The sequence below is a fragment of the Variovorax sp. FW305-3-2-15-B-LB1 genome (genome assembly GCF_058787635.1).
This window is the reverse complement of record NZ_JBYSZY010000060.1, coordinates 1-26543: the sequence shown is the minus strand read 5'-3', so window position 1 is coordinate 26543 and position 26543 is coordinate 1. Positions and strand designations below refer to the sequence as shown.

The 26543-nt window shown below is 67.7% G+C and carries 29 protein-coding genes; 11 read left to right on the top strand and 18 right to left on the bottom strand.

The window, feature by feature from the left end; genetic code table 11:
* Positions 1–155 precede the first annotated feature (155 nt).
* Positions 156–1046, top strand: coding sequence for a LysR family transcriptional regulator (locus AC3WQR_RS26630; protein ID WP_159274733.1), 891 nt, complete (start codon positions 156–158; stop codon positions 1044–1046).
* A gap of 51 nt (positions 1047–1097) precedes the next feature.
* On the opposite strand, the gene AC3WQR_RS26625 is transcribed toward AC3WQR_RS26630, so the two are convergent.
* A complete protein-coding gene (locus AC3WQR_RS26625; protein ID WP_070061880.1) occupies positions 1098–1781 on the bottom strand; it encodes a dienelactone hydrolase family protein in 684 nt (227 codons plus the stop codon).
* A gap of 59 nt (positions 1782–1840) precedes the next feature.
* A complete protein-coding gene (locus AC3WQR_RS26620; protein ID WP_062478772.1) occupies positions 1841–2440 on the bottom strand; it encodes a 2-hydroxychromene-2-carboxylate isomerase in 600 nt (199 codons plus the stop codon).
* A 145-nt stretch (positions 2441–2585) separates the two neighbouring features.
* On the opposite strand from AC3WQR_RS26620, the gene AC3WQR_RS26615 reads away from it, so the two are divergent.
* Together AC3WQR_RS26615 and AC3WQR_RS26610 are read left to right on the top strand one after the other, a co-directional pair.
* Positions 2586–3332 (top strand): SDR family oxidoreductase, encoded by a 747-nt coding sequence (locus AC3WQR_RS26615; RefSeq protein WP_159279502.1) that lies wholly within the window; start codon positions 2586–2588, stop codon positions 3330–3332.
* A gap of 2 nt (positions 3333–3334) precedes the next feature.
* On the top strand, positions 3335–3988 hold the full coding sequence (locus AC3WQR_RS26610) for a MarC family protein (protein ID WP_056576614.1): 654 nt from the start codon (positions 3335–3337) through the stop codon (positions 3986–3988).
* Positions 3989–3998: 10 nt separating this feature from the next.
* On the opposite strand, the gene AC3WQR_RS26605 is transcribed toward AC3WQR_RS26610, so the two are convergent.
* From AC3WQR_RS26605 to purT, 10 genes are all read right to left on the bottom strand, one after another.
* Entirely contained in the window at positions 3999–4460 is a 462-nt protein-coding gene (locus AC3WQR_RS26605; RefSeq protein WP_492744778.1) for an EVE domain-containing protein, read from the bottom strand.
* 73 nt (positions 4461–4533) lie between these two features.
* Entirely contained in the window at positions 4534–5700 is a 1167-nt protein-coding gene (locus AC3WQR_RS26600; protein ID WP_062478783.1) for an ABC transporter substrate-binding protein, read from the bottom strand.
* A gap of 32 nt (positions 5701–5732) precedes the next feature.
* The gene (locus AC3WQR_RS26595; RefSeq protein ID WP_492744776.1) at positions 5733–7589 is read right to left on the bottom strand and encodes an AMP-dependent synthetase/ligase; all 1857 of its coding nucleotides are present in this window, start codon (positions 7587–7589) and stop codon (positions 5733–5735) included.
* Between the two features lie 8 nt (positions 7590–7597).
* Positions 7598–8371, bottom strand: coding sequence for an ABC transporter ATP-binding protein (locus AC3WQR_RS26590; RefSeq protein ID WP_056576626.1), 774 nt, complete (start codon positions 8369–8371; stop codon positions 7598–7600).
* Positions 8372–8639: 268 nt separating this feature from the next.
* Complete coding sequence (locus AC3WQR_RS26585; RefSeq protein ID WP_492744774.1) at positions 8640–9458, bottom strand: ABC transporter ATP-binding protein; 819 nt, start codon at positions 9456–9458, stop codon at positions 8640–8642.
* Positions 9455–10531 carry a branched-chain amino acid ABC transporter permease gene (locus AC3WQR_RS26580; protein ID WP_062478791.1) on the bottom strand — a complete coding sequence of 359 codons (1077 nt, stop codon included), beginning with the start codon at positions 10529–10531 and terminating at the stop codon, positions 9455–9457. The genes AC3WQR_RS26585 and AC3WQR_RS26580 overlap by 4 nt, the downstream gene beginning before the upstream one ends.
* 7 nt (positions 10532–10538) lie before the next feature.
* A complete protein-coding gene (locus tag AC3WQR_RS26575) occupies positions 10539–11414 on the bottom strand; it encodes a branched-chain amino acid ABC transporter permease (RefSeq protein ID WP_070061875.1) in 876 nt (291 codons plus the stop codon).
* 21 nt (positions 11415–11435) lie between these two features.
* Positions 11436–12266, bottom strand: coding sequence for a helix-turn-helix domain-containing protein (locus AC3WQR_RS26570; RefSeq protein WP_369645464.1), 831 nt, complete (start codon positions 12264–12266; stop codon positions 11436–11438).
* 113 nt (positions 12267–12379) lie between these two features.
* Positions 12380–13321, bottom strand: coding sequence for a LipP1 family hormone-sensitive lipase (lipP1, locus tag AC3WQR_RS26565; RefSeq protein WP_492744772.1), 942 nt, complete (start codon positions 13319–13321; stop codon positions 12380–12382).
* Between the two features lie 189 nt (positions 13322–13510).
* Positions 13511–14713 carry a formate-dependent phosphoribosylglycinamide formyltransferase gene (gene purT / locus AC3WQR_RS26560; protein WP_307581834.1) on the bottom strand — a complete coding sequence of 401 codons (1203 nt, stop codon included), beginning with the start codon at positions 14711–14713 and terminating at the stop codon, positions 13511–13513.
* A gap of 180 nt (positions 14714–14893) precedes the next feature.
* Between purT and AC3WQR_RS26555 the strand changes: the two genes are divergently transcribed.
* Genes AC3WQR_RS26555 through AC3WQR_RS26545 form a run of 3 tightly spaced genes read left to right on the top strand, consistent with a single transcriptional unit; the run spans position 14894 to position 18004 of the window.
* On the top strand, positions 14894–15742 hold the full coding sequence (locus AC3WQR_RS26555) for a 3-hydroxybutyryl-CoA dehydrogenase (RefSeq protein WP_062478806.1): 849 nt from the start codon (positions 14894–14896) through the stop codon (positions 15740–15742).
* 40 nt (positions 15743–15782) lie between these two features.
* Positions 15783–16598: a crotonase/enoyl-CoA hydratase family protein gene (locus tag AC3WQR_RS26550; RefSeq protein ID WP_390348147.1), complete on the top strand. Its 816-nt coding sequence runs from the start codon at positions 15783–15785 to the stop codon at positions 16596–16598.
* 47 nt (positions 16599–16645) lie between these two features.
* Positions 16646–18004 carry a serine hydrolase domain-containing protein gene (locus AC3WQR_RS26545; protein ID WP_492744770.1) on the top strand — a complete coding sequence of 453 codons (1359 nt, stop codon included), beginning with the start codon at positions 16646–16648 and terminating at the stop codon, positions 18002–18004.
* 27 nt (positions 18005–18031) lie between these two features.
* On the opposite strand, the gene AC3WQR_RS26540 is transcribed toward AC3WQR_RS26545, so the two are convergent.
* Positions 18032–18817, bottom strand: coding sequence for a type III pantothenate kinase (locus AC3WQR_RS26540; protein WP_062478816.1), 786 nt, complete (start codon positions 18815–18817; stop codon positions 18032–18034).
* Positions 18818–18951: 134 nt separating this feature from the next.
* Between AC3WQR_RS26540 and lysM the strand changes: the two genes are divergently transcribed.
* Entirely contained in the window at positions 18952–19413 is a 462-nt protein-coding gene (gene lysM, locus AC3WQR_RS26535) for a peptidoglycan-binding protein LysM (protein WP_062478819.1), read from the top strand.
* 19 nt (positions 19414–19432) lie between these two features.
* Here the strand turns inward: lysM and AC3WQR_RS26530 are convergent, their stop codons facing one another.
* Positions 19433–20386, bottom strand: a complete 954-nt coding sequence (locus AC3WQR_RS26530) for an AraC family transcriptional regulator (RefSeq protein ID WP_492744767.1) — start codon at positions 20384–20386, stop codon at positions 19433–19435.
* Between the two features lie 129 nt (positions 20387–20515).
* On the opposite strand from AC3WQR_RS26530, the gene AC3WQR_RS26525 reads away from it, so the two are divergent.
* Positions 20516–20788: a DUF4242 domain-containing protein gene (locus AC3WQR_RS26525; RefSeq protein WP_095950262.1), complete on the top strand. Its 273-nt coding sequence runs from the start codon at positions 20516–20518 to the stop codon at positions 20786–20788.
* A 15-nt stretch (positions 20789–20803) separates the two neighbouring features.
* Here AC3WQR_RS26525 and AC3WQR_RS26520 read toward each other — a convergent pair whose 3' ends face one another.
* The gene (locus AC3WQR_RS26520) at positions 20804–21214 is read right to left on the bottom strand and encodes a rhodanese-like domain-containing protein (RefSeq protein WP_139700445.1); all 411 of its coding nucleotides are present in this window, start codon (positions 21212–21214) and stop codon (positions 20804–20806) included.
* A gap of 218 nt (positions 21215–21432) precedes the next feature.
* Here AC3WQR_RS26520 and AC3WQR_RS26515 point away from each other — a divergent pair, with 218 nt between their 5' ends.
* The 3 genes from AC3WQR_RS26515 (at position 21433) to AC3WQR_RS26505 (ending at position 25272) form a co-directional block, all read left to right on the top strand.
* Complete coding sequence (locus AC3WQR_RS26515; RefSeq protein WP_070061869.1) at positions 21433–22542, top strand: TRAP transporter substrate-binding protein; 1110 nt, start codon at positions 21433–21435, stop codon at positions 22540–22542.
* Positions 22543–22669: 127 nt separating this feature from the next.
* Positions 22670–23338 carry a TRAP transporter small permease subunit gene (locus tag AC3WQR_RS26510; RefSeq protein WP_492744765.1) on the top strand — a complete coding sequence of 223 codons (669 nt, stop codon included), beginning with the start codon at positions 22670–22672 and terminating at the stop codon, positions 23336–23338.
* Positions 23335–25272, top strand: a complete 1938-nt coding sequence (locus tag AC3WQR_RS26505) for a TRAP transporter large permease subunit (RefSeq protein ID WP_492699356.1) — start codon at positions 23335–23337, stop codon at positions 25270–25272. Before AC3WQR_RS26510 ends, AC3WQR_RS26505 begins: the two co-directional genes overlap by 4 nt.
* A gap of 14 nt (positions 25273–25286) precedes the next feature.
* On the opposite strand, the gene AC3WQR_RS26500 is transcribed toward AC3WQR_RS26505, so the two are convergent.
* Genes AC3WQR_RS26500 through AC3WQR_RS26490 form a run of 3 tightly spaced genes read right to left on the bottom strand, consistent with a single transcriptional unit; the run spans position 25287 to position 26509 of the window.
* Positions 25287–25727: a DUF6691 family protein gene (locus tag AC3WQR_RS26500; RefSeq protein ID WP_492744763.1), complete on the bottom strand. Its 441-nt coding sequence runs from the start codon at positions 25725–25727 to the stop codon at positions 25287–25289.
* 15 nt (positions 25728–25742) lie between these two features.
* Positions 25743–26183, bottom strand: a complete 441-nt coding sequence (locus AC3WQR_RS26495) for a YeeE/YedE family protein (protein WP_070061865.1) — start codon at positions 26181–26183, stop codon at positions 25743–25745.
* Between the two features lie 2 nt (positions 26184–26185).
* Positions 26186–26509, bottom strand: a complete 324-nt coding sequence (locus AC3WQR_RS26490) for an ArsR/SmtB family transcription factor (RefSeq protein ID WP_062478840.1) — start codon at positions 26507–26509, stop codon at positions 26186–26188.
* Positions 26510–26543 lie beyond the last annotated feature (34 nt).

Here is a 26543-nt window from a genome sequence, read left to right as displayed (position 1 = left end):
ACAATCAGTCAACAAAGTCGTGCACGCAAAAAACCGGGCGCACACCGCCTGACTGCTTCCGGCTTACACCAGAACCCCGCGCCGGTCCTATCCGGCAAAACCCCCGAGAATCGGCACACCGCGCTCCCTCGCGAAAAACAACGGGCTTCACTGACATGGACAGTCTCGATCTGATCAAAACCTTCCGGGAAGTCGCCTCGCACGGCAGCTTCTCCCAGGCCGCCAAGCGGCTCGACATGTCGAAGGCCACGGTCAGCAAGTACGTCGCCGAACTCGAGACCCGCTTCGGCGTGCGCCTGCTCAACCGCTCCACGCGTTCCGTCAGCCTCACCGACGCCGGCCAGCTGCTGCTCGAGCGCAGCACGCCGATGCTCGAGATGGTCGAGCTCACGCAGGCTGAACTGCAGGAGCGCGCCAGCCAGCCCGGCGGCCGGCTGCGCATCTCGGCGCCGCACGGCATGGGCAACGGCGAGTTCCCCGACCTGCTGGCCGACTTCATGCGCCACTACCCCGACGTGAGCATCAGCCTGCAGCTGACCAACCGCACCGTCGACCTCGCCGAGGAAGGCATCGACGTCGACATCCGCAGCGGCCCGGTGGAAGACGCCAACCTCATCGTGCGCAAGCTGCGGCTCATCCACATGGTGGTCTGCGCCTCGCCGATCTACTGGAAGAAGCACGGCAAGCCCGCGCACCCGCAGGAGCTCGCCCACCACGACGCACTGACCCATTCGCTGCTGGGCACGCAGCCCGCGTGGCGCTTCGATGACAACGGCCAGCCGCTGGACGTGCAGGTCAAGAGCCGCATGGACTGCACCGAAGGCGCGCCGCTGATCCGCGTCGCGATGCGCGGCTTCGGCGTGATCTACCTGCCCTCGCTGCTGGTGCAGTCGCACATCGACAGCGGCGAGCTGGTGCCGGTGCTCGAAGGCTATGCGCGCAAGGACATGTGGCTGTCGGCCGCCTACCTGCAGCGGCGCCACAACAGCGCGGCGCTGCGCGCGCTGCTCGACTTCCTGCAGACCCGCGTCGGCGCCAAGAAATAGAAATGAAAAAGCCCGGCACTGCCGGGCTTTTGCTTGAGGCGCGCTGCGGTCTCAGCCGACGTGCTTGGCAAAGAAGGCCAGCACGCGTTCACGCGCCGGCTTCGCCGCCTCGGCGTTGTACGAGCCGCGCTGGTCGCAGTTGAAGCCGTGGTCGGCTTCGTAGACATGCACTTCCACCTCGGGGTGCGCCTTCTTGAAGGCCTCGATGGTGTCCAGCGGAATCCAGTGGTCGCGGTTGCCGAACTGCGCGAGCACCGGCACCTTCGGCTGGCGCGCGCTTTCTTCCGGCGTCGTCATGCCGCCGCCGTAATAAGGTGCGGCAGCGGCCAGGCCCGGCAGCAGGGCCGCGGCGCGCCAGACCAGCAGGCCGCCCCAGCAGTAGCCGACGATGCCGACCTTGCCCGCCTTCGAGGCGTAGGCGATCGCGGCTTCGAGGTCCTGCAGCACGCCGGGCGCAGGTAGCGCCTCGACCGCGGTCTTGTAGCCGAAGCCGGTCTTCATGTCGTCGTCGCTGTAGCCCAGCTCGACGCCGGGCTTGACGCGGTGGAAGGTCGAAGGCGCCACGGCCAGGTAGCCGTCGGCCGCATAGCCGTCGGCGACCGAGCGGATGTGCGAGTTCACACCGAAGATTTCCGGCACCACCACCACGGCGCCGCGCGGCGTGCCCGCGGGCTCGGCCACGTAGGCGGGAAAGGTGAAGCCGTCCTTGGCGGTGAGGTCGATGAATTGGCCCATGGGGTTCTCCTGAAACGATGGAATGAAAAAAGAAAAAGCGGGTCGGCTTGCGCGCGCCGTTACGCGCGCAGCGCCCGCTCGACGAAATCGAGCCGGTCCTGGCCCCAGAAGATCTCGCCGTCGATCACGTAGCTCGGCGCGCCGAACACCTGGATGTCGATCGCTTCCTGCGTGTAAGCCTCGTAACGCTCCTGCACCGCCTGGCTTTGCGATTGCTCGGCGCGCTTGGCCGGCAGGCCGCATTCCGCGACCAGGGCTTCGAGCAGGTTCGGGTCGCCGATGTTCCGCTCCTGCACCCACACGGCCGCGAACACCGCGGCGCTGATGCGCATCGCGGCCTCGGTGCCGTCGTGCATGTCGACCGCGATGATCAGCCGCGCCGCATCGTCGCCGGCCACCGGGAAGAACTTCGGCTTCGGGTTCAGCGGCAGGCCCAGGTGCTTCGAGAAGCGCGCCAGCTCGAGCAGCCGGTAGGCCTGGCGCTGCGGCGCGCGCTTGCCCAGCGGCAGCCCGCCCGACACGGGGAACACGCTGCCCATGTCGATGGGCCGCACGCGCACGGTGGCGCCAGCGGCCGCGGCGATGGCGGCAAAGCGGGTATGCCCCAGATAGGTCCACGGGCTCTGTGGCGCAAAGTAATAGTCGATGGTCTTGTGCATTCAGTAACCTCCGTGCTGCGCACTGCGGTGCGAGCTGGCTTGGGGCGGCGCGGTGCTCATGCTCGTGCTCATGCGCCAGCCCTCGGTGATGTAATCCAGGCCGTCGGTTTTAACTGACGCACAGTTTCTCTGCAGGAGGTGGGATTTGGACCAGGTGCTCTTGATCACCGGCGGTGGGCGCGGCATTGGTGCCGCCACGGCCTTGCTCGCCGCGAAGCGCGGCTACGCCGTGGCCGTGAACTACGCCAGCAACTCGCTGGCCGCCGACGAGGTGGTGCGCACCATCCGCGCGGGCGGCGGCACCGCCATGGCGGTGCAGGCCGACGTGGGCGACGAAGCCCAGGTGCTCGCGATGTTCGCGAAGGTCGACGCCAAGCTCGGGCGCCTCACGGCGCTCGTGAACAACGCCGGCGTGGTCGACGTGCAGGCGCGCGTCGACGAGATGAGCGTGGCGCGGCTGGAGCGCATGTTCCGCATCAACGTGATCGGCAGCTTCGTCTGCGCGCGCGAGGCGGTGAAGCGCATGAGCACGAAGCACGGCGGCGAAGGCGGCGCCATCGTCAACATCTCCAGCGGTGCCGCGCGCATCGGCTCGCCCGGCCAGTACGTCGACTACGCGGCCAGCAAGGCAGCCATCGACACCCTGACCATCGGCCTGGCCAAGGAAGTGGCCGACGAAGGCATCCGCGTGAACGCGGTGCGCCCCGGCGTGATCGACACCGACATCCACGCCTCCGGAGGCCAGCCTGGCCGCGCCGCCGAGATGGGCCCAGGCGTGCCGATGAAGCGCAGCGGCACCGCCGAAGAAATTGCCGGCGCCGTCCTGTGGCTGCTCTCGCCCGAGGCCAGCTACACCACCATGGCCCTGCTCGACGTGACCGGAGGACGATAACGATGAGCACCTCCATGGACCTCATCAAGCCGTTGGTCACGCTGGTGGCCATCGTCAATCCGCTGGCCATCGTGCCCTTCTTCATCCACTACACGCAGGATTACTCCGACGCCCAGCGCAAGCGCACGGTGCGCATGTCGGCCTTCAGCGCCTTCGTGGTCATTGCCGTGAGCGCGCTCATCGGGCTGCAGCTGCTGTCCTTCTTCGGCATCTCGATCGCGAGCTTCCAGGTCGGCGGCGGCCTGCTGCTGCTCATGAGCTCGATCTCGATGCTCAATGCGCAACCGGCCGAGAGCAAGACCAACGTCGACGAGCTGCGCGCGGTGGAAGTGAAGGCGTCGATGGGCGCCTCCATCGCGGTGGTGCCGCTCACGATTCCGCTGCTCACCGGCCCGGCCGCCATCTCCACCGTAGTGATCTACGCCGACAAGACGCAGCACCTGTGGGAGTTGGGGCTGCTGGTCGGCTATGGCGTGGTCGTAGCGCTGGCGACCGCACTGGCCTTTTCGCTCGCGCAGCCGATCGCGCGGGTGCTCGGCAAGACCGGCATCAACATCATGACGCGGCTGATGGGCCTGATCCTCGCCGCGCTCGCGGTCGAGGTGATGGCCGACGGGCTCGGCAAGCTGTTCCCGATCCTGTCGAAAGTCGCCTGAACCGGTTCGTTCAGGCCAGCATCTTCTCGATGACCTTCCAGTGCGCGGGCTCCACCGGTGTGATCGAGAGCCGGTTGCCCTTGCGCAGGATGACCAGATCGGCCAGCTCGGGCCTGGCACGCAACTCGGGCAGCGACAGCAGCCGCGTCTTGCGCAGCGCCTGCACGTCGACCAGCAACCAGCGCGGGTCTTCCTTCTTCGCGCCGGCGTCGTAGTACGGCGACTTCGGGTCGAACTGCGTCGGATCAGGCTGGATGCCCGAGGCCACGCGCGCGATGCCGGCAATGCCGGGCTCGGGGCAGCTCGAGTGATAGAACAGCACGCCGTCGCCGACCTTCATGCCATCGCGCATGAAGTTGCGCGCCTGGTAGTTGCGCACGCCGGTCCACGCCACGGTGGCACCGGGCGCGGCGAGGGCATCGTCGATCGAGACCTCGTCGGGCTCGGATTTCATCAACCAGTACTGGGGCATGGCGGCAGTCTCGCGAAGGGGATTTCGCGGAATATAGCCGCTCGCCCCGGCACGGTACCGGGGCGGCGCTGGCTTACGGTGTCACGTAGTCAGACACCACCACCCACTTGCCATCCTTGATCTGCGACAGCCGCGACTGGTCGTTGCCCAGGCGCTTGGTGGCGGTGTAGGTGCTCTTCGGGCTGCCGAACATGTCGGGCTCGAAGGTGATGCTGTCCATCGCCTTGATGAAGCTGTCGGTCGTCAGGTTCGGGCCGGCCTTGGTGGCGGCCTTGATGAACGAGTCGATGATCACGTAGCCGTACACCGAGAACACGGTCGGGTCTTCGTTGAACTTGGTCTTGTACTTGTTGGCCCAGAAGCGCAGCGGCTGCGACTGCTCGTCGGTGTAGGGGTTCTGCACCGTCATGGTGGCGTACACGCCGTCCATGGCCTTGCCGCCCAGCTTGTGGATCAGGTCGGTGTAGGCCGCACTCGAACCCAGGAAGGTCGGGTTGAAGCCGGTCTTGCGCGACTCGCCCACGGTGCCGATGGTCTCGCGGATGATGGTGCCGAGCACCACGAGGTCGCAGTTGGCCGCCTTCATCTTCGCGACCTGCGAGCTGAAGTCGGTGGCGCCGCGCTTGAACGAGGTCTTCTCGGCCAGCTCCATGCCCGCGGCCTTCAGGCCGGCCTCGGCGCCGCGCTGCACTTCCAGGCCGAACTCGTCGTCCTGATAGATCGTGCAGACCTTCTTGGCGCCCTTGTCCTTGATCATCTTGGGCAGTGCCAGGCGGATCTGGTCGTAGTAGGTGGCCGCGAACGAGTACTTCAGCCGGTTCAGCGGCTCGTACATTTCGCGCGCCGCCGTGATGGGCATGTAGTTGACGACGTTCTTGTCGAACTGCACCGGCATCGCCGCCATGTTCTGTGCCGTGCCGATGTGGCCGGCCATGATGAAGATCTTTTCCTGGTTGACCAGCTTCTGCGCCGCCAGCACCGCCTTCTTCGGGTCGTAGCCCGAGTCTTCGACGAAGAGCTTGAGCTTGCGGCCGTTGAGCGTGCCCTGCTCGTTGAGTTCGTCCACGCGCAGCTGCATGCCGTTGCGCGCCTGCTTGCCGAAGCCCGCCAGCGGACCCGACAGGTCCTGGATGGTGCCGATGCGGATCTCGTCCTTGCTCACGCCCTGCTGCTGCGCGGACGCGAGCGTCGCGATCAAGCCCAGCACGGCCAGCGTCGTCAATGTCTTGAGCTTCGTCATAGCGTTGTCTCCTCGGGTTGGCAAAAAAGAGGTCAGCGGTACATGGCGTCGATGCGCTGCGCGTACTTGGTCTGCACCAGCTTGCGCTTGAGCTTCATCGTGGGCGTGAGCTCCTCGTCCTCGGCGCTGAGCTGCGTCTCGAGCAGGAAGAACTTCTTGATCTGCTCGACGCGCGCGAACTTGGCGTTGACGCGATCGATCTCGCCCTGGATCAGGTCCTGCACTTCCTGCGTGCGTGTCAGGCTCTCGTAGTTGCTGAACGGCACGTCGTGGTCCTGCGCGAATTTCTCGACGTTCTCCTGGTCGATCATGACGATCACCGTGAGGTAGGGCCTCTTGTCGCCGATCACCACGGCATCGGTGATGTAGAGGCTGAACTTGAGCTCGTTCTCCAGCTCGCTCGGGGTCACGTTCTTGCCGCCTGCCGTGATGATGATGTCTTTCATCCGGTCGGTGATGCGGAAATACCCGTCCTCGTCCATCACGCCCACGTCGCCCGTGTGCAGCCAGCCGTCGGCGTCGATGGTCTCGGCCGTCTTCTCCGGCAGATTCAAATAGCCCATGAAGACATTGGGGCCGCGCACCAGGATCTCGCTGGTGGCCGGATCGATGCGTACCTCGTTGTAGCCCGTGGCCGGGCCGATGGAGCCGGGCTTGATGCGGGTGACGGGCACGGCCGTGGAGGCGCCGCACGACTCCGTCATGCCCCACACCTCGAGCATGGGCACGCCCAGCGCGAGGTACCACTTGACCAGCTCGGGCGAAATGGGCGCCGCGCCGGTCACGAGAAAACGCGCGCGGTGGATGCCGATGAGCTTGCGCGCGTTGTCCAGCGCCAGCAGCCGCGCCAGCCGGAACTTCAGGCGCAGCCCCGTGCCGATCTCCTGGCCCGCGAGCACCTTGTTGGCGATGGTTTCGCCCACGCCGATGCTCCACTTGTAGGCGGCCTGCTGCAGCGGGCTGGCCTCTTTCAGCGCGATCATCACACCCGAATAGAACTTCTCCCACACGCGCGGCACGCCCGTGAACACCGTGGGCGCGATCTCGCGCACGTTCTCGGGCACCGTCTCGGGGTTCTCGACGAAGTTGAGGATCGAGCCCGTGTACATCGCGAAGTACTCGCCGCCCATGCGCTCGGCGATGTGGCACAGCGGCAGGAAGCACATGCGCTCGTCTTTCTCGTCCTGCGCGATGAGCGTGTTGTAGCCGCGCGCGGTGTACACCAGCCCCGCGTGGCTGTGCATGGCGCCCTTGGGCTTGCCGGTGGTGCCCGAGGTGTAGACCAAGATGGCCAGGTCTTCGGGACGGCAAGCCGCCACGCTGCGCTCCACCGCCTGCGGATCGCCCGCCAGGTGCGTACGGCCGAGGGCGCGCAGCGCATCGAGGCTCATCACGCCCGGGTCGTCGAGTTCGCGCAGGCCTTCCATGTCGAACACGACCACGCGGCGCAGGCCGGGCAGGCGGGCGCGCACCTCGAGCGCCTTGTCGAGCTGCTCGTCGTCTTCCACGAAGAGCACCGTGGTGCGCGAGTCTTCGCACAGGTACTGCACCTGCGAAGCAGCGTCGGTCGGGTAGATGCCGTTGGAGACACCACCGCAGCTGAGCACGGCCAGGTCGGCCAGCACCCATTCGATGACGGTGTTCGAAAGAATGGACGCGCACTCGCCGCGCGTGAAGCCGATGGCCTGCAGCCCGGCCGCGATCTCGCGCACGGCCTCGGCGGTCTGGCGCCAGCTCCAGCTGCGCCAGATGCCCAGCTCCTTCTGCCGCATCCAGATGTTGTCGCCGCGCTGGCGCACGGCGTTCCAGAACATGGCCGACAGCGTGTCGCCGGGCACGAGGATGTCGTGGCCGGGTTCGATGGTTCGCAGATCCCAGAGTCCTTGCATGGCGACGGCTACCTCCAGGTCTTCTTCTTTTTCCAGCGCCGCTCGCCGCGCACGCCGTCGTCCTTGACACCCAGGTAGAACTCCTTGATGTCATCCTTCTCGCGCAGGCGTTCGCACGAGTCTTCCATGACGATGCGCCCGTTCTCCAGCACGTAGCCGTGGTCGGCGGCGTTGAGCGCCATGTTCGCGTTCTGTTCCACCAGCAGGATGGTGGTGCCGCGCTCGCGGTTGATGCGCACCACGATCTCGAAGATTTCCTTGGTGAGCTTGGGGCTCAGGCCCAGGCTGGGTTCGTCCAGAAGAATGAGGTGCGGCGCCGCCATGATGGCGCGCGAGATGGCCAGCATCTGCTGCTGTCCGCCCGAGAGCAGCCCGGCGTCCTGCGTGGCGCGCTCGCGCAGGATCGGGAAGTAGGTGAAGACGGTCTCGATGTCCCGCGCCACGCCATCGCGGTCCTTGCGCGTGTAGGCGCCCATCAGCAGGTTGTCCTTCACCGACAGCAGCGGGAACACCTCGCGCCCTTCGGGCACGTGGCTCAGCCCCTGCTGCACGATGAAGGCCGGGTCTTTCGCCGTGATGTCCTGCCCCTGGAACTCGATGCTGCCCTTGCGCGGATCGATGATCCCCGAGATGGTCTTGAGGATCGTCGTCTTGCCCGCGCCGTTGGAGCCGAGCACCGTCGCGATCTCGCCCTTGCGCACCTTCAGGCTCACGCCGCGGATGGCCTTGATCGGGCCATAGGCGCTTTCGACGTTGAGCAGTTGAAGCACGACGTCGCTCATGCCGCTGCTCCCTGATTCAAGGCGGAACATGCAGAGCCATCAAGCCACGACGAAGCCCGGTGTGCGGTGCGGCGTGGGCGCCCCCTCTGTGCCGCCGAGGAGCGCAGCGTTTCGCGGATCAGGGCTCGCAGCTGTTTGAGCGAAGCGAGTTCTGCGAGACCCCGCGAAACGCGAGCACCGCAGGGGAGCCGCGAAGCGGCCGGCACAGTGGAGGCGACCGCGCCGTGCCGCGCACCGGGCGCCTCCAAAGGGGTAGCGAACACAGCGCTCATGCAACAACCCTCCGAAGGCTGCTCACGTCATCCACAGTCCCAAGGTAAGCCTCGATCACCCGCGAATCCGCCTGCACCTCACGCGGAGACCCCGTAGCCAGCACCTCCCCCTGGTTCATGGCAAGCACGCGATCCGACACCTTGGAAACCAGCGACATGTCGTGCTCGACCATCAGCACCGACACCCCCAGCTCATGCTGGATGTCCTGAATCCAGAACGCCATGTCCGCCGTCTCCTCGACATTGAGTCCTGAAGAAGGCTCGTCGAGCAGCAGCAGCTTGGGTTCGGTGCACAGCGCGCGCGCCAGCTCCACCACCTTGCGCACGCCGTAGGGCAGCCCCGCCACCATCGAGTCGCGGTAGTGCTGCAGGTCGAGCAGGTCGATCACCTGCTCCGCCTTCTCGCGCGCCGCGATCTCGGCGCAGCGCGTGGCCGGCGTGAAGAACACTTCGCTCCAGAAGCCCGTCTGCCGGTGCGTGTGGCGTCCGATCAGCAGGTTGTGCAGCACCGTCGCATGCTCGAACAGCTCGATGTTCTGGAAAGTGCGCGCAATGCCCAGCGCGGCAATCGCATGCGGCGCCTGCTGCGTGAGCGCGATCGACCCGCCCGCCTCGCCATGCCAGGTGATCTCGCCCGTGGTCGGCGTGTAGATGCGGCTGATCAGGTTGAACACCGTCGTCTTGCCCGCGCCGTTCGGCCCGATCAGCGTGAACACCTCGCCGCGCCGCACGTCGAAGCTCACCTTGTTGACCGCCAGCACGCCGCCGAAGCGCACGCTCAGGTCTTTCGCGGAAAGAAGGACGTCGTTGCTCATCTCAGCCGATCCGATTTGGTGAACGACTTCTGCCGCTTGAACAGACCCTTGCGGTAGAACGGGAAGAGCTGCAGCCAGGTGCGGATCTTGAGCCAGCGCCCGTACAGCCCCAGCGGCTCGAACAACACGAAGGCGATCAGCACCAGCCCGTACACCAGCCCCTGCAGGCCGGGCGCCTGCCCGACCACCGCCGGCAGCCAGTCCTTGCCCATCGAGATCAGCTGCGGCATCGCGATGAGAAAGATGGCGCCGAGGAACGCGCCGTGCACCGAGCCCAGCCCGCCGATCACCACCATCAGCAGCAGGTCGATCGACTGCAGGATGTTGAACTGGTCCGGCGAGATGAAGCTCAGCTTGTGCGCATACAGCGCGCCGCCCAGCCCCGCGAGCGCCGCAGAGATCGCGAACGACATCGTCTTGTAGCGCGCCAGGTGGATGCCCATGCTCTGCGCCGAAATCTCCGAATCGCGGATGGCGACGAAGGCACGCCCCGTCGGCGAGCGCAGCAGGTTCAGAATGCCCAGCGTGGACACCACCGCGACCACCAGGCAGAGAAAGTAGAAGCCCTCGCCCGAGCCCAGCGACCAGCCGAACAGCTGCGGCGACTTCACATGCAGGCCCGCATTGCCGCCCGTCACGCTTTCCCAGCGCGCGAACACCTCCTCGACGATGAAGCCGAAGGACAGCGTCGCGATGCCCAGGTAGATGCCCTTCACGCGCAGCGCCGGCATCGCCACCACCACGCCCACCGCCGCCGACAGCGCGGCCGACGCCAGCAGCGCGAGCGGAAACGGCACGCCCATGTTCGTCAGCACCCCTTGCGTGTACGCGCCCGTTCCGAGGAACGCCGCGTGCCCGATGGAGAACTGCCCCGTGAAGCCCGCCAGCAGCATCAGCCCCAGGCCGACGATGCCGTAGATCAGCACGAAGGTCAGCTGCGCGAGCCAGTACTCGTCGATGACCCACGGCGCGACGAGCAGGAAGGCCACGAGCAGGCTGTACCAGAGCACGTGGCCGCCGTGCCGCGCAAGGCGGATGTCCTGGTCGTAACTGGTCTTGAAGATGAAGCGCATGGGATGTTCAGACCTTCTTGCGCAGCTTCTCGCCGAACAATCCGTTCGGCTTGATCATGAGCATCAGCAGCACCACGATGTACGGCGCCGTGTCCTTGAAACCGTCGGGCAGGTAAAAGCCCGCGAACGACTCGACGATGCCGATCACCAGCCCGCCGACGATCGCGCCCGGCAGGCTGCCGAAGCCCCCCACCACCGCGGCAGGAAAGGCCTTGAGCCCGATGAAGCCCATGTTCGCGTGCACGAAGGTGATGGGCGCCAGCAGCATGCCGGCGATGGCCGCCACCGCGGCGGCGAGCCCCCACACCAGCCCGTTGAGCCGCTTCACCGGAATGCCCATGTAGTAGGCCGCCAGCTGGTTCTGCGACGAGGCCTGCATCGCGATGCCCAGCTTGCTGTAGCGGAACATCGCGTACAGCAGGCCGCACAGGATCGCGGTGGCGACGATGATCACGAACTGCTCCAGGTTCACCACCAGCTCGCCCAGCTTCCAGATCTGGTCCTTGTAGGGCACGGCCAGCGTGTGGGTGTCGGTGCCGATGCCCGGCACCATGGTGATCAGGCCGCGCGCCACGTAGGCGATGCCGATGGTCAGCATCACGATCGAGAACTGCGGCTGCCCGAGGATCGGGCGGATCACCACCAGCTCGAGCAGCACGCCGAAGGCCGCCATGGCCACCACCGCCAGCAGCGCCGCGAGCCAGAACGGCATGCCGAACAGCGACATGCCCGCGAAGGCACCGAACGCGCCGAGCATCATCAGGTCGCCCTGCGCGAAGCTCACCGTTTCGGTGGCCTTGTAGATCAGCACGAAGCCCAGTGCGATGAGCCCGTAGATGCACCCTTGCGCGATGCCCGAGAGCAGGAGTTGGAGGATCTGCATGCGATGCCGTCCCGCCTGCGCCTACTGCCGGAACCCGCCGGCCGCGTCGTGCAGCGCGAGGCGGCGCGAGCCCGCCACGATGTCGCTGGGCTTGAGCCCGTAGACCTGGCGGATCGAATGGCTGAAGTGCGTGGAATCGGGGTAACCGGTGTCCAGCGCGATGTCGGTCAGCGTGCCGCTCTGGTGCACGTAGCGCAGCAGGCTGCGCGCGCGCTTCCAGGCCCGGAAGCCGCGAAACGCCATGCCGGTTTCCTGCTTGAACAGGTGCAAAAAGCGCGAGAACGACAGGTGCACCGAGGCCGCGCAATCTTCCGCCGAAGCGGGCGCGGCCGGGTCGGCCACGAGCATGTCGACCACCTTGCGGATGCGCGCGTCGAGCGGGCGCGGCACGAGCGGGCCGTCGAAGAACAGCGCGTCGAAATCGAAGCCGTCGAAGTCGATGCCGCGCGCCGAGGCCGCCAGCAGGTGGGCATGGACCTCGCGCATGCGCTGCACGAAGGCCGGCGCATCGACCGGGCCGCAGTGCTGCAAAAAGGCCGGCATGCGCGCGGGATCGACCGACTCCGATTCGATCAGCAGGTTGAAGATCAGCGGGCAGGCGCTCTCGACCTGGTGCGGCACGTGCGGCGGCACCACGATGAACTCGCCGCTCTGCCAGGCCCCGCCGCCGATGCGGATGCGGTTGGGCGGCGCACCGGCGGGCGACACGTACACGCCGTGCCCGCCCATGGCGCGCTCGGCGGCGGCGCCGAGCAGCCCGGCGTAGAAGACGCGCTGCGGCGTGAGCCACATGAGGCGTTCGCCCTGCCGTGCATCGCCGCCCGAAGGCGTCGACGTCCTGGTTCGCTGCATGGTGTCTGTCTCCTGCATCGGTCGACGACGTCCGACCGGGGGGTGGCGTCGTGTTCGCTGGATCGTAGCGGCGGGGGCCTTGCGCGCGGCATCCATTTGCGCGGGGACTTTCCCTAGGCCGGCGCGAACGCGCGGCGCAGTTCCGCCGCGCACAACGCGACGGCGGTGTGGGCCTCGTCGAGCACCTTGCCCATGGTGATGAAGCCATGGATCTGGCGCTCGAAGCACACGTAGTTCGCGCGGTTGCCGGCGGCCGTGAGCGCCTCGGCATACGCCGCGCCTTCGTCGCGCAGCGGGTCGTAGCCGGCGGTGAGCACGAGCGCCGGCGGCAGGCCCGCCAGGTCGGTGTGCAGCAGCGGCGAGGCGCGCCAGTCGAGGTCGTGCTTCGCGTCGGTGATGTAGTGGTCGTGAAAGTAGGTCATCGTGTCGCGCGTGAGCAGGTAGCCCTGCCCGTTCGCCTGGTGCGACGGATGGCCGCGGCGCATGTCGGTGGCCGGGTAGATCAGCAGCTGGAACACGATCGGCAGGTCGCCCGCATCGCGCGCGGCGATCGACGCCACGGCCGCGAGGTTGCCGCCCGCGCTGTCGCCGCCCACGGCAAGACGGCTCGCATCGAGCCCCAGCGCGGCGGCTTCGCGGCGCACCCAGCGCGTGGCGGCGAGCACGTCGTCCACGGCGGTGGGAAAGCGGTGCTCGGGGCCCATGCGGTAGTCGACCGCGACCACCGCGCAGCCTGCGCCGTTGGCCAGCTCGCGGCACAGCACGTCGTGCGTGTCGAGGTCGCCGATGACCCAGCCGCCGCCGTGGTAGTACACGAGCACCGGCAGCGGGCCCGGGCCTGCGCCGAGCGGCTTGTACAGCCGCACCGCAATGGTGCCGTGCGGCCCGTCGGCGGCGAGGTCGCGCACCTCGGCGACCTCGGGCGGCAGCGGCTGCGTGGCGGTGCGGCGCTCGCGGTAGTAGGCCCGCGCGTCGGCGGGCGACAGGGTGTGGGTCGGCGGAATGCCGCGCGCTTCGATGAAATCCAGCAAGGCGCGCGCCTGGGGATGCAGCATGGTGTCTCCGGTGAATCGAACGGAGCGCTCAGTGTGGAGGGCGGGGCGCCTGCGGGGTATCCGCATGCACCCGCACCCGACCGGCGTCCTGGCGACAAGACCCGCACCATGCCCGCACCGCTGCGGGGTCGCTTGCGAAAACTGGCTACCGGGGCCCGGCTCGCGGGTTCACCCGGAGAACTCGAACGCTCAGGCCGTGCGCGGCTTCACGCGCGAAGCGGCTTCCTTGGCCAGCTTGCGGGCCGTGTCGGTGTCGGCCGCATGCACCAGCGCCACGCCCATGCGGCGCTTGACGAAGCTCTCGGGCTTGCCGAACAGGCGGATGTCGCTGCCCGGCACCTGCAGCGCCTCGGCCACGCCGTCGAAGGCGATGCCGGTGGCGTCCACGCCGCCGTAGATCACGGCGCTGGCGCCCGGGCTCTTGAGCGAGGTGTCGACCGGCAGGCCGAGGATGGCGCGCGCATGCAGCTCGAACTCGTTCTGCCACTGCGTGGCCATGGTGACCATGCCGGTGTCGTGCGGGCGCGGGCTGACCTCGCTGAACCAGACCTCGTCGCCCTTCACGAACAGCTCCACACCGAACAGGCCCTGGCCGCCGAGGTCGGCCGTGACGGCCTGCGCGATCTGCTGCGCCTTCTGCAATGCGGCCGGCGCCATGGGGTGGGGCTGCCAGCTTTCCACGTAGTCGCCGCTGACCTGCACGTGGCCGATGGGGTCGCAGAACTTCGTTTCGACGGCGCCGGCCGCGTCTTTCGCGCGCACGGTCAGCAGCGTGATCTCGTAATCGAAGTCGATGAAGCCTTCGACGATCACGCGGCCGTGGCTCACGCGGCCGCCGGCCATGGCGTAGTCCCAGGCCTTCTGCACGTCGGCCGGGCCGTCGATCTTGCTCTGGCCCTTGCCGGAGCTGCTCATCACGGGCTTGACGATGCAGGGGTAGCCGATGCCGGCGTCGATCGCGGCCTGCAGCTCGGCCAGCGAGTCGCAGAACTTGTAGGGGCTGGTGGGCACGCCCAGCGTTTCGGCGGCCAGCCGGCGGATGCCTTCGCGGTCCATCGTGAGGCGGGCGGCGCGGGCCGTGGGAATGACGCGCACCACGCCCGCGTCTTCCAGCTGCTGCAGCATGGGCGTGGCGATGGCCTCGATCTCGGGCACCACCAGCGTGGGCTTCTCGGCCTCGATGAGCGCCTTGAGCTGGTCGGGGTCGCTCATGGTGATGGTGCGCGCGTGGTGCGCCACCTGCTGGCCGGGGGCGTTCTCGTAGCGGTCGACGGCGATGGTCTCGACGCCCAGGCGCTGCAGGGCGATCAGCACCTCCTTGCCGAGCTCGCCGGAGCCGAGCAGCATCACGCGGGTGGCGGAAGGGGACAGGGGAGTGCCGAGGGTGGTCATGCGAGGGCTCGAAAAAATGGGGTTGAAAACAATCGCAGCACTGTAAGCCACCCCGGGCCGGTGTCGCCCACGGGAACGGCGGGCCCACCGGGCTGCTTCACAATTACCGCCATTGCGCGAGGGCGGCTCCACGCCTGCCCTCGCCTCCGCTTTTCTTTTTTGTTTCAAGGAGCATTTTTCATGACGATTCAAACTGTGGGCATCATCGGCGCCGGCACCATGGGCAACGGCATCGCCCAGGCCTGCGCGGTGTCGGGTGTCAACGTGGTGATGATCGACGTGGCCCAGGCCGCCGTCGACAAGGGCATCGCCACCATTTCGGGCAGCCTCGACCGCCTGATCAAGAAGGAAAAGCTCACGGCCGAGCAGAAGGCCGCGGCGCTGGCGCTGATCAAGGGCTCGACCGACTACAACGACCTGAAGGGCGCGCAGCTGGTCATCGAGGCCGCCACCGAGAACCACGCGCTCAAGCTCAAGATCCTCAAGCAGGTGGACGAGCTGGTGGGCCCCGAGGTGATCATCGCGTCGAACACCTCGTCGATCTCGATCACGCAGCTGGCCGCCGCCACCTCGCGCGCCGACCGCTTCATCGGCATGCACTTCTTCAACCCGGTGCCGATGATGGCGCTGGTGGAGCTGATCCGCGGCTACCTCACGAGCGACGCCACGCACGACGCAGTGAAGGCGCTGGCCGAGAAGCTGGGCAAGTCGCCCATCACGGTGAAGAACGCGCCGGGCTTCGTGGTCAACCGCATCCTGGTGCCGATGATCAACGAGGCCTTCTTCGTGCTGGCCGAGGGCCTGGCCACGGCCGAGGACATCGACGCCGGCATGAAGCTGGGCTGCAACCAGCCCATCGGCCCGCTGGCCCTGGCCGACATGATCGGCCTGGACGTGTGCCTGGCCGTGATGGAGGTGTACCTGGAGCAGTTCGGTGACTCCAAGTACCGCCCCTGCCCGCTGCTGAAGGAAATGGTCGCTGCCGGCCAGCTCGGTCGCAAGACCGGCCGCGGCGTCTACACCTACTGAGCCGCAGCGCCACGACGACAACAACAAGGAGACAAGACCGATGACTGCCACCCCCACCACCCCGCCCGCCGAAGGCTGCATCGACACGCAGGTGCTCGACCACGTGCTGCTGATCGGCATCAACCGCCCCGCCAAGCGCAACGGCTGGACGCCGCCGATGTTCAGGCAGCTGGCCGAGGCCTACACGCGCCTGGACGACGACCCCAGCCTGCGCGTGGGCGTGCTGCATGCGTTCGGCGACCACTTCACGGCGGGCCTGGACCTGCCGGCGGTCACCGAGTACATGAAGCGCGGCGAAAAAGCGATCCCGGCCGGGCTGGTGGAGCCGCACGACTTCGGCCTGGAGGGCTACCGCCGCCGCACCAAGCCGATGGTCGCGGCCGTCAAGGGCATCTGCTTCACGGTGGGCATCGAGCTCATGCTGGGCGCCGACATCGTGGTGGCGGCCGACAACTGCCGCTTCTCGCAGATGGAAGTGCAACGCGGCATCATGGCCACGGGCGGCGCCACGCTGCGCATGGCCGAGCGCGCGGGCCTGGGCAACGCGATGCTGCACCTGCTCACGGCCGACGAGTTCGGCAGCGCCGAGGCCTATCGCCTGAACTTCGTGCAGAAGGTGGTGCCGGCCGGCCAGGAGCTGGACGAAGCGCTGCAGATCGCGCAGCGCATCGCGGCCCAGGCGCCGCTGGCCGTGCAGGCCACGCGGCTCAACGTGCTCAAGGCGATCGAACACGGGCCGCTGGCGGCCGTGGCGGAATTCATCGAGACGCAGAAACGCCTGTCGAACAGCGAGGACGCGGCCGAGGGCGTGCGCTCCTTCATCGAGCGCCGGCCTGCGCGTTTCAGCGGCCGCTGAGGCTGTTGATTTCCGTTCCGTTTCTGTCGTCCACTGGAGCCCGTTGCATGCATGCTGCCCATTCCCTCGTGCCCTTCTTCTTTCCACGCACGGCGCTGGTCGCCGCCTTCACCCTTCTTGCCGTGAACACCAGCCTCGCCCAGACCCCGCCGGCGCCCGCGCTGCCCGATCCCGCCGCCACCTCGGTCGAGGCGCTGGGCTGGATGCAGGGCTTTCCGCCGCCGCCCGACAAGCAGATCACCTTCGACAACCCGGTCGGCGGCGTGTACCCGCGCATCCGCTGGAGCTTCTCGCACGTGCGCGAGACGGTGCCCACGGCCAACGTGTGGCGCGGCCCCGGCGCCGCCAGCCCGCTGCCGGCGGCCACGCCCCGCTTCGACATCGAGGCCGTGCGCTTCCAGCCCATGGGCGGCGGCGAGGCGCAGACCTTCGGCCAGATGATCGCGCGCACCTACACCGACGGCATCCTGGTGCTGCACCGCGGCCAGGTGGTCTACGAGAAGTACTTCGGCGCGCTCACGCCCGAGCGGCCGCACCTGGCGATGTCGGTCACCAAGTCCTTCGTGGGCACGCTGGCGGCCATCCTCGCGCAGGAAGGCACGCTCGACCCGTCGGCGCCGGTCACCAAGTACCTGCCCGAGCTCAAGGACACGGCCTACGGCGACGCCACCGTGCGCCAGGTGATGGACATGACCATCGGCGTGCGCTACTCCGAGAACTACGCCGACCCGAAGGCCGAGGTCTGGGACTACGCGCGCGCTGGCGGCATGCTCACGCAGGGCGCCAACTACACGGGCCCGAAGTCGTTCTACGAGTTCCTGGCCACGCTCAAGAAGGAAGGCACGCACGGCGACGCCTTTGCCTACAAGACGGTCAACGCCGAGGTGCTGGCCTGGATCGTGCGCCGCGCGTCCAACCGCTCGCTGGCCGACCTGCTGAGCGAGAAGATCTGGCGCCGCATCGGCGCCGAGCAGGACGCGTATTTCATGGTCGACCGCATCGGCACCGAGTCGGGCGGCGGCGGCCTGAACACCGTGCTGCGCGACATCGCGCGCTTCGGCGAAACGCTGCGCAACGGCGGGCGCGCGCCCAACGGGCAGCAGGCGATCGCCAAGGCGGTGGTCGACGACATCCAGCGCGGCGCCGATCCGGCGAAGTTCGCAAAGGCGGGCTACGCGCTTCTGCCGGGCTGGAGCTACCGGAACATGTGGTGGGTCTCGCACAACCCGCACGGCGCGTACATGGCGCGCGGCATTCACGGCCAGAGCATCTACGTCGATCCGAAGGCCGAGATGGTGATCGTGCGCTACGCCGCGCACCCGATCGCCGCCAACGCGGGCAACGACCCGCTCACCCTGCCCGCCTTCCAGGCCATGGGCGAGGCGCTGATGAAGCCTGAGCCCTGATGAGGCGGTGAGAAGAAGGAAGACGGGTCAGCCGGCCGCCGCCGGGGCCCGCGCCTTCGCGATGACGAGCAGGCCGTCCATGATCAGGCTCTCGACCAGTTCGAAGTCCCCGTTCATGGCGGGCGCCATCTTCCAGCCCGCGCCGCCGGTCATGAAGCAGGCCGGCTCGGCGCCGCAGTGCGAGCGCACGTGCTGCACCATGCGCTCGACCGCCCCCGCGATGGCGTAGGTGCCGCCGCTGGTCAGCGCGTCGCTGGTGTTGGTGGGAAATTCGCGCACCTCGCCGGTGGGCACGTGCAACCCGGCCGTGCCCGACTCCAGCGCGCGCAGCATGATGCCGTGGCCCGGCAGGATGAGGCCCCCCAGGAACTTGCCGCTGGCATCGATCGCCTCCACGGTGACGGCCGTGCCGATCAGCACCACCACCATCGGCCGCTCGGGCCCTTGCGACAGCATGCGGTGGCGCGCGCCGATCATGGCCACGAAGCGGTCGGCGCCCAGCCGCGTCGGATGGTCGTAGCCGTTGACGATGCCCGCCTCGCCCGCGCTCGACACCACCCAGCGCGGGGCGCAGTCGAAGCGTTCGGTGATCTGCTCTTCGGCGCGCCGCCGCAGCGTGTCGCCGGCCACGACGCAGCCCAGCATGGAACCGGGCGCCGGCAGCTCGGCCCAGGGGCCATCGGCCAGGCGTTCGATGTGGTCGAGAAACTCGGCACCATGGGCCTGCAGTGCCGCACCGGGGAAGGCCCCCTCGTAAAGCGCCCACTTGAGCCGGGTGTTGCCGATGTCGATGGCGAGGAAGGGGGAAGACATGCGCGCGATTATTGCGACTTTGTTGTTATTCCTGCTGGCGCCTCTTTGACAGTCGCGGCGCGGGCCTACGCGGAGGGTCCCGGTTCCGCCGCTACATTCGCCTTTTCCATCCACCACGGCACAAGGAGAAAACCATGGGATTGCTCAGCTTCATCAAGGAAGCCGGTGAAAAACTGTTCGGCGGTTCGTCGGCCCAGGCGGCCACGCCCGATGCGAACACGGCAGCCGCCGCGGCCATCAAGACCTACATCGAGACCCAGAACCTCGGCCTCACCGGACTGGAAGTGACCTACACCGCCAGCAGCGGCGTCGTCACCCTCGCGGGCCAGGCGCCCTCGCAGGAAGCCAGCGAGAAAGCCGCGCTCGCCGCGGGCAACGTGGCCAACGTCACGAGCGTGGACAACAACCTCGTCGCCCCGGCCGCACCGCCCGCGCAGTACCACGACGTGGTGCGCGGCGACACGCTCTCGGCCATCTCGAAGAAGTACTACGGCGACGCCAACAAGTACAACGCGATCTTCGAGGCGAACAAGCCGATGCTGTCGCACCCCGACAAGATCTATCCGGGACAGAAGCTGCGCATTCCGGCACTCTGACCCCCGCAACGGCGCCTCGCTAGGCGCCGTTGTGCCGCCAGGCCCCTGGCGACACGCCGTACTCGCGCTTGAACGCGCGGTTGAAAGCGGCTTCCGATTCGTAGCCCACGCCTTCGGCGATGCGCGCCAGGTTGCCCTGGTCCTTGCGCAGCATGCCGGCGGCCAGGACCATGCGCCAGCGCGCCAGGTAATGCATGGGCGGCGCGCCCACCAGTTCGGTGAAGCGGTCCGCCAGCACGCTGCGCGAGATGTGGGTTTCCTGCGCCAGCGCGTCGACCGTCCAGTTGCGCGCGGGCTCGGCGTGCATCAGCGCCAGGCAGCGGCTCACGTGCGGGTCGCGCAGGCCCGCCAGCCAGCCCGGGTTGTTGGCCGGCATGGATTCGATGTAGCCGCGCAGCACTTCGGTGAACAGCACTTCCGCCACCTTGGCGGCCACCATCTCCGAACCGGGCGTGTGCGAAGCCGCATCCCCCAGGACGAAGCTGACCGACTGCTCGATCCACGGGCCTGCCGGCCTGCTGCGCAAGGGCGTGGTGAACAGGCGCGGAATGTTCGCCATGACGGGGTTGGGCGCGTCGCCTTCGTACGCGAACCAGCTGCAGACCAATAAGGTGCGCTCGCCCTGGCCGCCGTAGCGCACGCGCGCCAGTTCGGGTGCTCGCGGACTCACCACATGCGACATGTCCACCGCCGCATGCTGCAAGCCGCTGCCCAGCACATGCGAATCGCCATGCGGCGCGGCGATCACGTCGCCGGCATGCGCGCGGACCGGCGCCTCGCCTTCGACCTGGGCCCAGCATTCGCCTTGCAGCACGAGGTGGCAGATGGCCAGGCGCTGTGCGCCGGGCTTGAGCACCTGCGCGATGTCCGCGCCTCTGGGTACCTTGAAGCACCAGGGTGCATACATGTCCCCGTTCAGGAACAGCGCGCCCTCCAGGCGGATGGTCCGCAGCACGTCCGACAAGACATCCATGGTCACCTCCCGGCAAGCGAGGGCGGGGTTCCGGACAACAAGTCCGGCGAGACGGGCAATACAGGACGGCTCCGCGTCGGCACCATCGATCCTGGTCGCCTTCGACCGATTCTAGACAGGAGTACCGCCATGCCCAAGTTCGTCATCGAGCGAGAGATCCCCGGCGCCGGCCAGTTCACCGCGGCGGACCTGAAAGCCATCTCGCAAAAATCCTGCGGCGTGCTCAGCAGCATGGGCACCGACATCCAGTGGATCCACAGCTACGTGGCCGACGACCGGATCTACTGCGTCTACCAGGCCACCGACGAGGCCCTCGTGCGCCGGCACGCAGAGCTCGGCGGCTTCCCGGCCAACCGTGTGGACCGGGTGTACAGCGTGATCGACCCGGCCACGGCCGAGTGAGGTGCGCGGCGCGCTCTAGTTCTGGCGCCAGGGCAGCCCGCGCTTGCGCCAGCCGCCGGTCAGGCCGCGGTGCCCGTTCTCGTCCGGGTTGCCCTCGAAGCCTTCGAGGATGTTGTAGGCCTGCGCGCCCAGCTCGGTCGCCCGCTTCGCCGCGGCGATCGAGCGCACGCCGCTGCGGCACAGCAGCACCAGCTTCTTGCCGCCCTCCGCGGCGGCACGCACGCCGTCGTCGAACGCCGGGTTGATCGCCATGCCCGGCCACTGCTTCCAGGCCAGCGGCACGGCGCCGGGCACGTAGCCGACCCACTCGCGCTCGGCGTCGGTGCGCACGTCCACCAGCACGGCCTCGCCGCTCGCCATCCACTGCGCCGCCTGCTCGGGCGTCACGTCGCCGGCGTAGCCTTTTTCTCCAACGGGTTCACTCATGGTTGCTTTCTCTCTCGAATCTCTAGGGTAAGCCCGGAGCCTTTGGCGGCTGCGGGCGATCGATCTGCACGCCGGATGATGGAATTTTTCACCGGTTCGTGAAAACCCTGTTTGTCACAAGGTGTGGCGCGCCAAAGATGGCGGTCGCGGCCAGTCGAAACCATAACGTGAAGACGACGGCCTGGGTGTTCCGGTCAGAGAACTATATGGAGAGACACATGACAGACAGCAAATCGCCCCGCCGTCGCAGCCTCCTCAAAGGCGCGGCAGTGGCCGCAGGCGCGATGTCCGCGCCGATGGTCAGCATGGCCCAAACCACGTCGCTGCGTTTCCAGAGCACCTGGCCGGCGAAGGACATCTTCCACGAGTACGCCAACGACTTCGCCAAGAAGGTGAACGACATGGCCGGCGGGCGCCTGAAGATCGAGGTGCTGCCCTCGGGCGCCGTCGTGCCCGCCTTCCAGCTGCTCGAAGCGGTGAACAAGGGCACGCTCGACGGCGGCCACGGCGTGGTGGCCTACCACTACGGCAAGAACTCGGCGCTGGCGCTGTGGGGTTCGGGCCCCGGCTTCGGCATGGACGCCAACACCGTGCTGGCCTGGCACAACTACGGCGGCGGCAAGGCGCTGCTCGACGAGATCTACAAGAGCCTGAACATGGAGGTGGTGTCGTACCTGTACGGCCCCATGCCCACGCAGCCGCTGGGCTGGTTCAAGAAGCCGGTGGCCAAGGTCGAGGACATGAAGGGCCTGAAGTTCCGCACCGTGGGCCTGGCCGTGGACATGTTCACCGAGATGGGCACCGCGGTGAACCCGCTGCCCGGCGGCGAGATCGTGCCCGCGCTGGACCGCGGCCTGATCGACGCGGCCGAGTTCAACAACGCCTCGAGCGACCGCGTGCTGGGCTTTCCCGACGTGGTGAAGAACTGCATGCTGCAGAGCTTCCACCAGTCGGGCGAGCAGTTCGAGGTGCTGTTCAACAAGGGCAAGTACGCCGCGATGCCGCAGGAGCTGCGTTCCATCATCGACTACGCCGTGCAGGCGGCCAGCGCCGACATGAGCTGGAAGGCGGTGCAGCGCAATTCGCAGGACTATGCCGACATGAAGAAGGCCGGCATCAAGTTCTACAAGACACCCGACGCCGTGCTGCGCGCGCAGCTCGCGGCCTGGGACAAGACGGTGGAAAAGAAGGCCGGCGAGAACCCGCTCTTCAAGAAGGTGCTGGAGTCGCAGCGCGTGTTCGCCGAGCGTGCGCTGCAGTGGCAGAACGACTATGGCGTCGACTTCAAGATGGCCTACAACCACTACTTCGGGAAAAAGAAGAGCTGATGCTTCCCGTCGGCGCGCACGTCGTTCCTGCGCGCGCCTTCCCCCCGCACAGGGGGCAACACCGGTGGCCCGGCATCGCTGGCGCCACGGTGTTCCATGAACGGGCCTCGCCCATGCTGCTGCCGCCATGACCATCCAACGCTTCCTCCACGCCGTCGACCGGTTCAGCATGCTGGTGGGCAAGACCTTCTCGTGGCTCATCGTCGCGCTGATGCTGCTGGTGTGCGGCGAGGTGTTCAAGCGCTATGCGCTGAACGCGCCCACGGCCTGGATCTTCGATGCCAACAACATGCTGTACGGCACGCTGTTCATGATGGGTGGCGCCTACACGCTCTCGCAGGCCGGCCATGTGCGCGGCGATTTCTTCTACGGCAGCATGAAGCCGCGCACGCAGGCCGCGCTCGACCTCGTGCTGTTCGCGGTTTTCTTCCTGCCCGGCGTGGTGGCGCTCACCTGGTCGGGCTGGACCTACTTCGGTGAATCGCTCGCGATGCGTGAACAGACCTTCAACGCCGACCCGATTCCGGTGTACCCCTTCAAGTTCGTGATTCCCGTGGCCGGCGCGGTGCTGCTGGTGCAGGGCCTCGCCGAGATGGTGCGCTGCGTGCTGTGCCTGAGGACCGGCGTGTGGACGCCGCGCCTGAAAGACGCCGAAGAAATGGACGTGGTCGGCGACCAGCTCGCCAGCAGCAGCTACGTGAACGAGGCCGACAAGCGCGAGGTGATCGAAAAAGCCCACGCCATCGAACAGGCCGCGCAGCAGCGCAAGAGCGACACGACGGGAGGCGCAGCATGAGCGAACCGGCACTCGGCCTGCTGATGCTGGGCCTGATCGTCTTCGTGATCATGCTCGGCTTTCCCACGGCGTTCACGCTGATGGGCCTGGGCATGTTCTTCGGCTTCATCGCCTTCTACGATCCCGCCTCGCCCTGGCTCGACAACAAGGTCTTCGACCTGATGGTGCAGCGCGCCTTCGGGGCCATGACCAACGAGACGCTGCTGTCCATTCCGCTCTTCGTGCTCATGGGCTACGTGATGGAGCGCGGCGCGCTGGTCGACAAGATGTTCCACAGCGTGCAGCTCGCCTTCCGCCGCGTGCCGGGCTCGCTGGCGGTGACCACGCTCATCGTGTGCACCTTCTGGGGCATCGCGAGCGGCCTGGTGGGCGCGGTGGTGGTGCTGATGGGCGTGATCGCGATGCGCCCCATGCTCAACGCGGGCTACGACACGCGCCTGGCGGCCGGCGTGATCACGGCCGGCGGCACGCTGGGCATCCTCATTCCGCCCTCGGTGATGATCATCGTGTACGCGGCCGTGGCCGGGCAGTCGGTGGTCAAGCTCTACGCGGCGGCGATGTTCCCGGGCTTCTTCCTCGCCCTGCTGTACCTGATCTACGTGATCGGATGGGCCGTGCTGCAACCGAAGGTGGCGCCCAAGATGCCGATCGACCAGCAACGCGCCCCCATCACGCCCTGGGTGGCCCACCTCGCGGCCAGCTACTCCCCGCGCATGCTGCCCGCGCTCGCCGCGGCCGTGGTGGCGCCGGGGCGCGCCTTGCGCGGCGCGGTCGAAGGCGTGCGCCTGAGCTGGTGGATGCTGCTGCGCGGCCTGCTGAGCGCACTGGTGCCGCTGGCGCTGGCCGCCGTCACGCTGGGCTCGGTGTGGTGGTACGTGACCATCTACTCGCAGAAGGACAACAACGCGGCCGCCCCGGTGGCCACGCAGCAGGCGACGCAGAAGACCGGCGAACCCACAGCCGCCGCGCCGGCTGCAGCCGAGCCGTCAGGCACCGGTCTGGCCGAGCCGCCGAGCACCGACGAACCCGCGAACACCACCGAAAGCAGCGGCCTGCAGGAGCCCCCCGGCGGCGTCGAGGAACCTCCGGGCAGCGAGCCGGCCGCCGCCCCTGCCAGTGAAGGCGGCCTGCAGCAGCTGGGCGACGCGGTCGAGGCACCCAAGACCGCGGCGGTGCCCGATGCCTTCTACACCGGCTTCTGGGTGGCCTGCCTCTTCACGCTGGCGCTGCTGGGCTGGTACTACTGGCGCATGGACGCGGAGCAGTTCGAAATCTTGCGCATGCTGGTGTCGTCGGTGATGCCGCTGGCCACGCTCACGCTGGTGGTGCTGGGCGTGATCCTGTTCGGCATCACGACCGCCACCGAGTCGGCGGCGGTCGGCGCGGCCGGCGCCTTCCTGATGGCGTGGCAGGCCGGCACGCTGAACTTCAAGAAGATCAAGGAGGCGGTGTTCCTCACGCTCAAGACCACCTCGATGGTCTGCTGGCTGTTCGTGGGCTCGGCGCTGTTCTCGGCGGTGTTCGCGCTGCTGGGCGGCCAGCGCATCGTCGAGGAGTGGGTGCTGAGCATGAACCTGTCGCCGCTGCAGTTCCTGCTGCTGTCGCAGGCGATCATCTTCGTGCTGGGCTGGCCGCTGGAGTGGACCGAGATCATCGTGATCTTCGTGCCCATCTTCCTGCCGCTGCTGGCGCACTTCCAGATCGACCCGCTGCTGTTCGGCGTGCTGGTGTTCGTGAACCTGCAGGCGGCGTTCCTGTCACCGCCAGTGGCGATGTCGGCCTTCTACCTGAAAGGGGTGTCACCGCCACACGTGACGATCAACCAGATCTTCGCGGGGATGATGCCGTACATGCTGATCGTCATCCTGTGCATGGTGTTCATGTACATCTGGCCGGGGCTGACGCTGTGGCTGCCGCAGTACCTGTACGGCTGAACGCGCGCGCCTTCTCAGGCTGAGGCCGGGCGCCGCGCGAAGCGGCGGCGCTCGAGCAGCTCGAACAGGCCCATGCCCAGCAGCATGGCGCCCACGAAGACCAGCGCCTTGACCTCGCCCGTGCCCAACGAAACCAGCGCGGGCCCGGGGCAGAAGCCCGCGATGCCCCAGCCGACGCCGAACAGCAGGCTGCCGCCGACCAGGCGGCGGTCGATGTGACGCAGGCTGGGCAGCGTGAGCGGCCCACCGAGCAGCGACGCCTTGCGACGGCCCGCGAGCAGGAAGCCGACGGTGCTCACCGCCACCGCGCCGGCCATCACGAAGGCGAGCGACGGGTCCCAGACCCCGCCCACGTCAAGAAAACCCAGGATCTTGGCCGGGTTGGCCATGCCGGAGACGATGAGGCCGAGCCCGAAGACAAGGCCGGCGAGCAAGGAAGCAATGGCGGTCCACATGGCAGGTCTCCCGGTTCACGACAGGTTGAGCAGGTGGCGCATCACGAACACCGTGGCGACCCCCGCAGCGATGAAAGCCACCGTGGCGGCCAGCGAGCGCGGCGACCGCCGCGCCAGCCCGCACACGCCGTGGCCGCTGGTGCAGCCCGCGCCATAGCGCGTGCCCACGCCCACCAGCAGGCCGGCCAGCGCGAGCGTGCCGTAGCCCGCGTCGATCTGCGCCGCGGGCAGCACGGCGAAGAGCCCGTAGACGAGCGGCGCGCCGACCAGCCCGAGCACGAAGGCCGCGCGCCAGGCCATGTCGCCCTTCATGGGGCGCAGCAAGCCGCCCAGCACGCCGCTGACGCCGGCGATGCGCCCGTTGAGCAGCACGAACATCGCCGCGGAAAGACCGATGAGCACGCCGCCGGCCAGTGCGGCCCAGGGCGTGAAATGAGGCCAGTCGATGGTGGGCATCTTCAGTTCTCCTTCGGGCAGTAGAGGCGGTACAGCACCGCCAGGATCTCGAGCAGGGCCGGGTCGGCCACGCGGTAGTAGATGTTCTTGCCCTCGCGGCGGGTGTCCACCACGCCTTCGGTGCGCAGCACGGACAGCTGCTGCGACAGGGTGGGCTGGCGGATGCCCAGCGTGCTCTCGAGGTCGCTCACGCACATCTCGCCCTGCGAGAGCTGGCACAGCAGCAGCAGCCGGGCCTCGTGGGCCAGCAGCTTGAGCACGGCGACGGCCTGGCCGGCAGCGCTGCGCAGCAGTTGGGGGTCGATGGCGTGGGTCGGGGTCTTCATGGGGGGATGACAGTTCGCGAAATAACATTATATG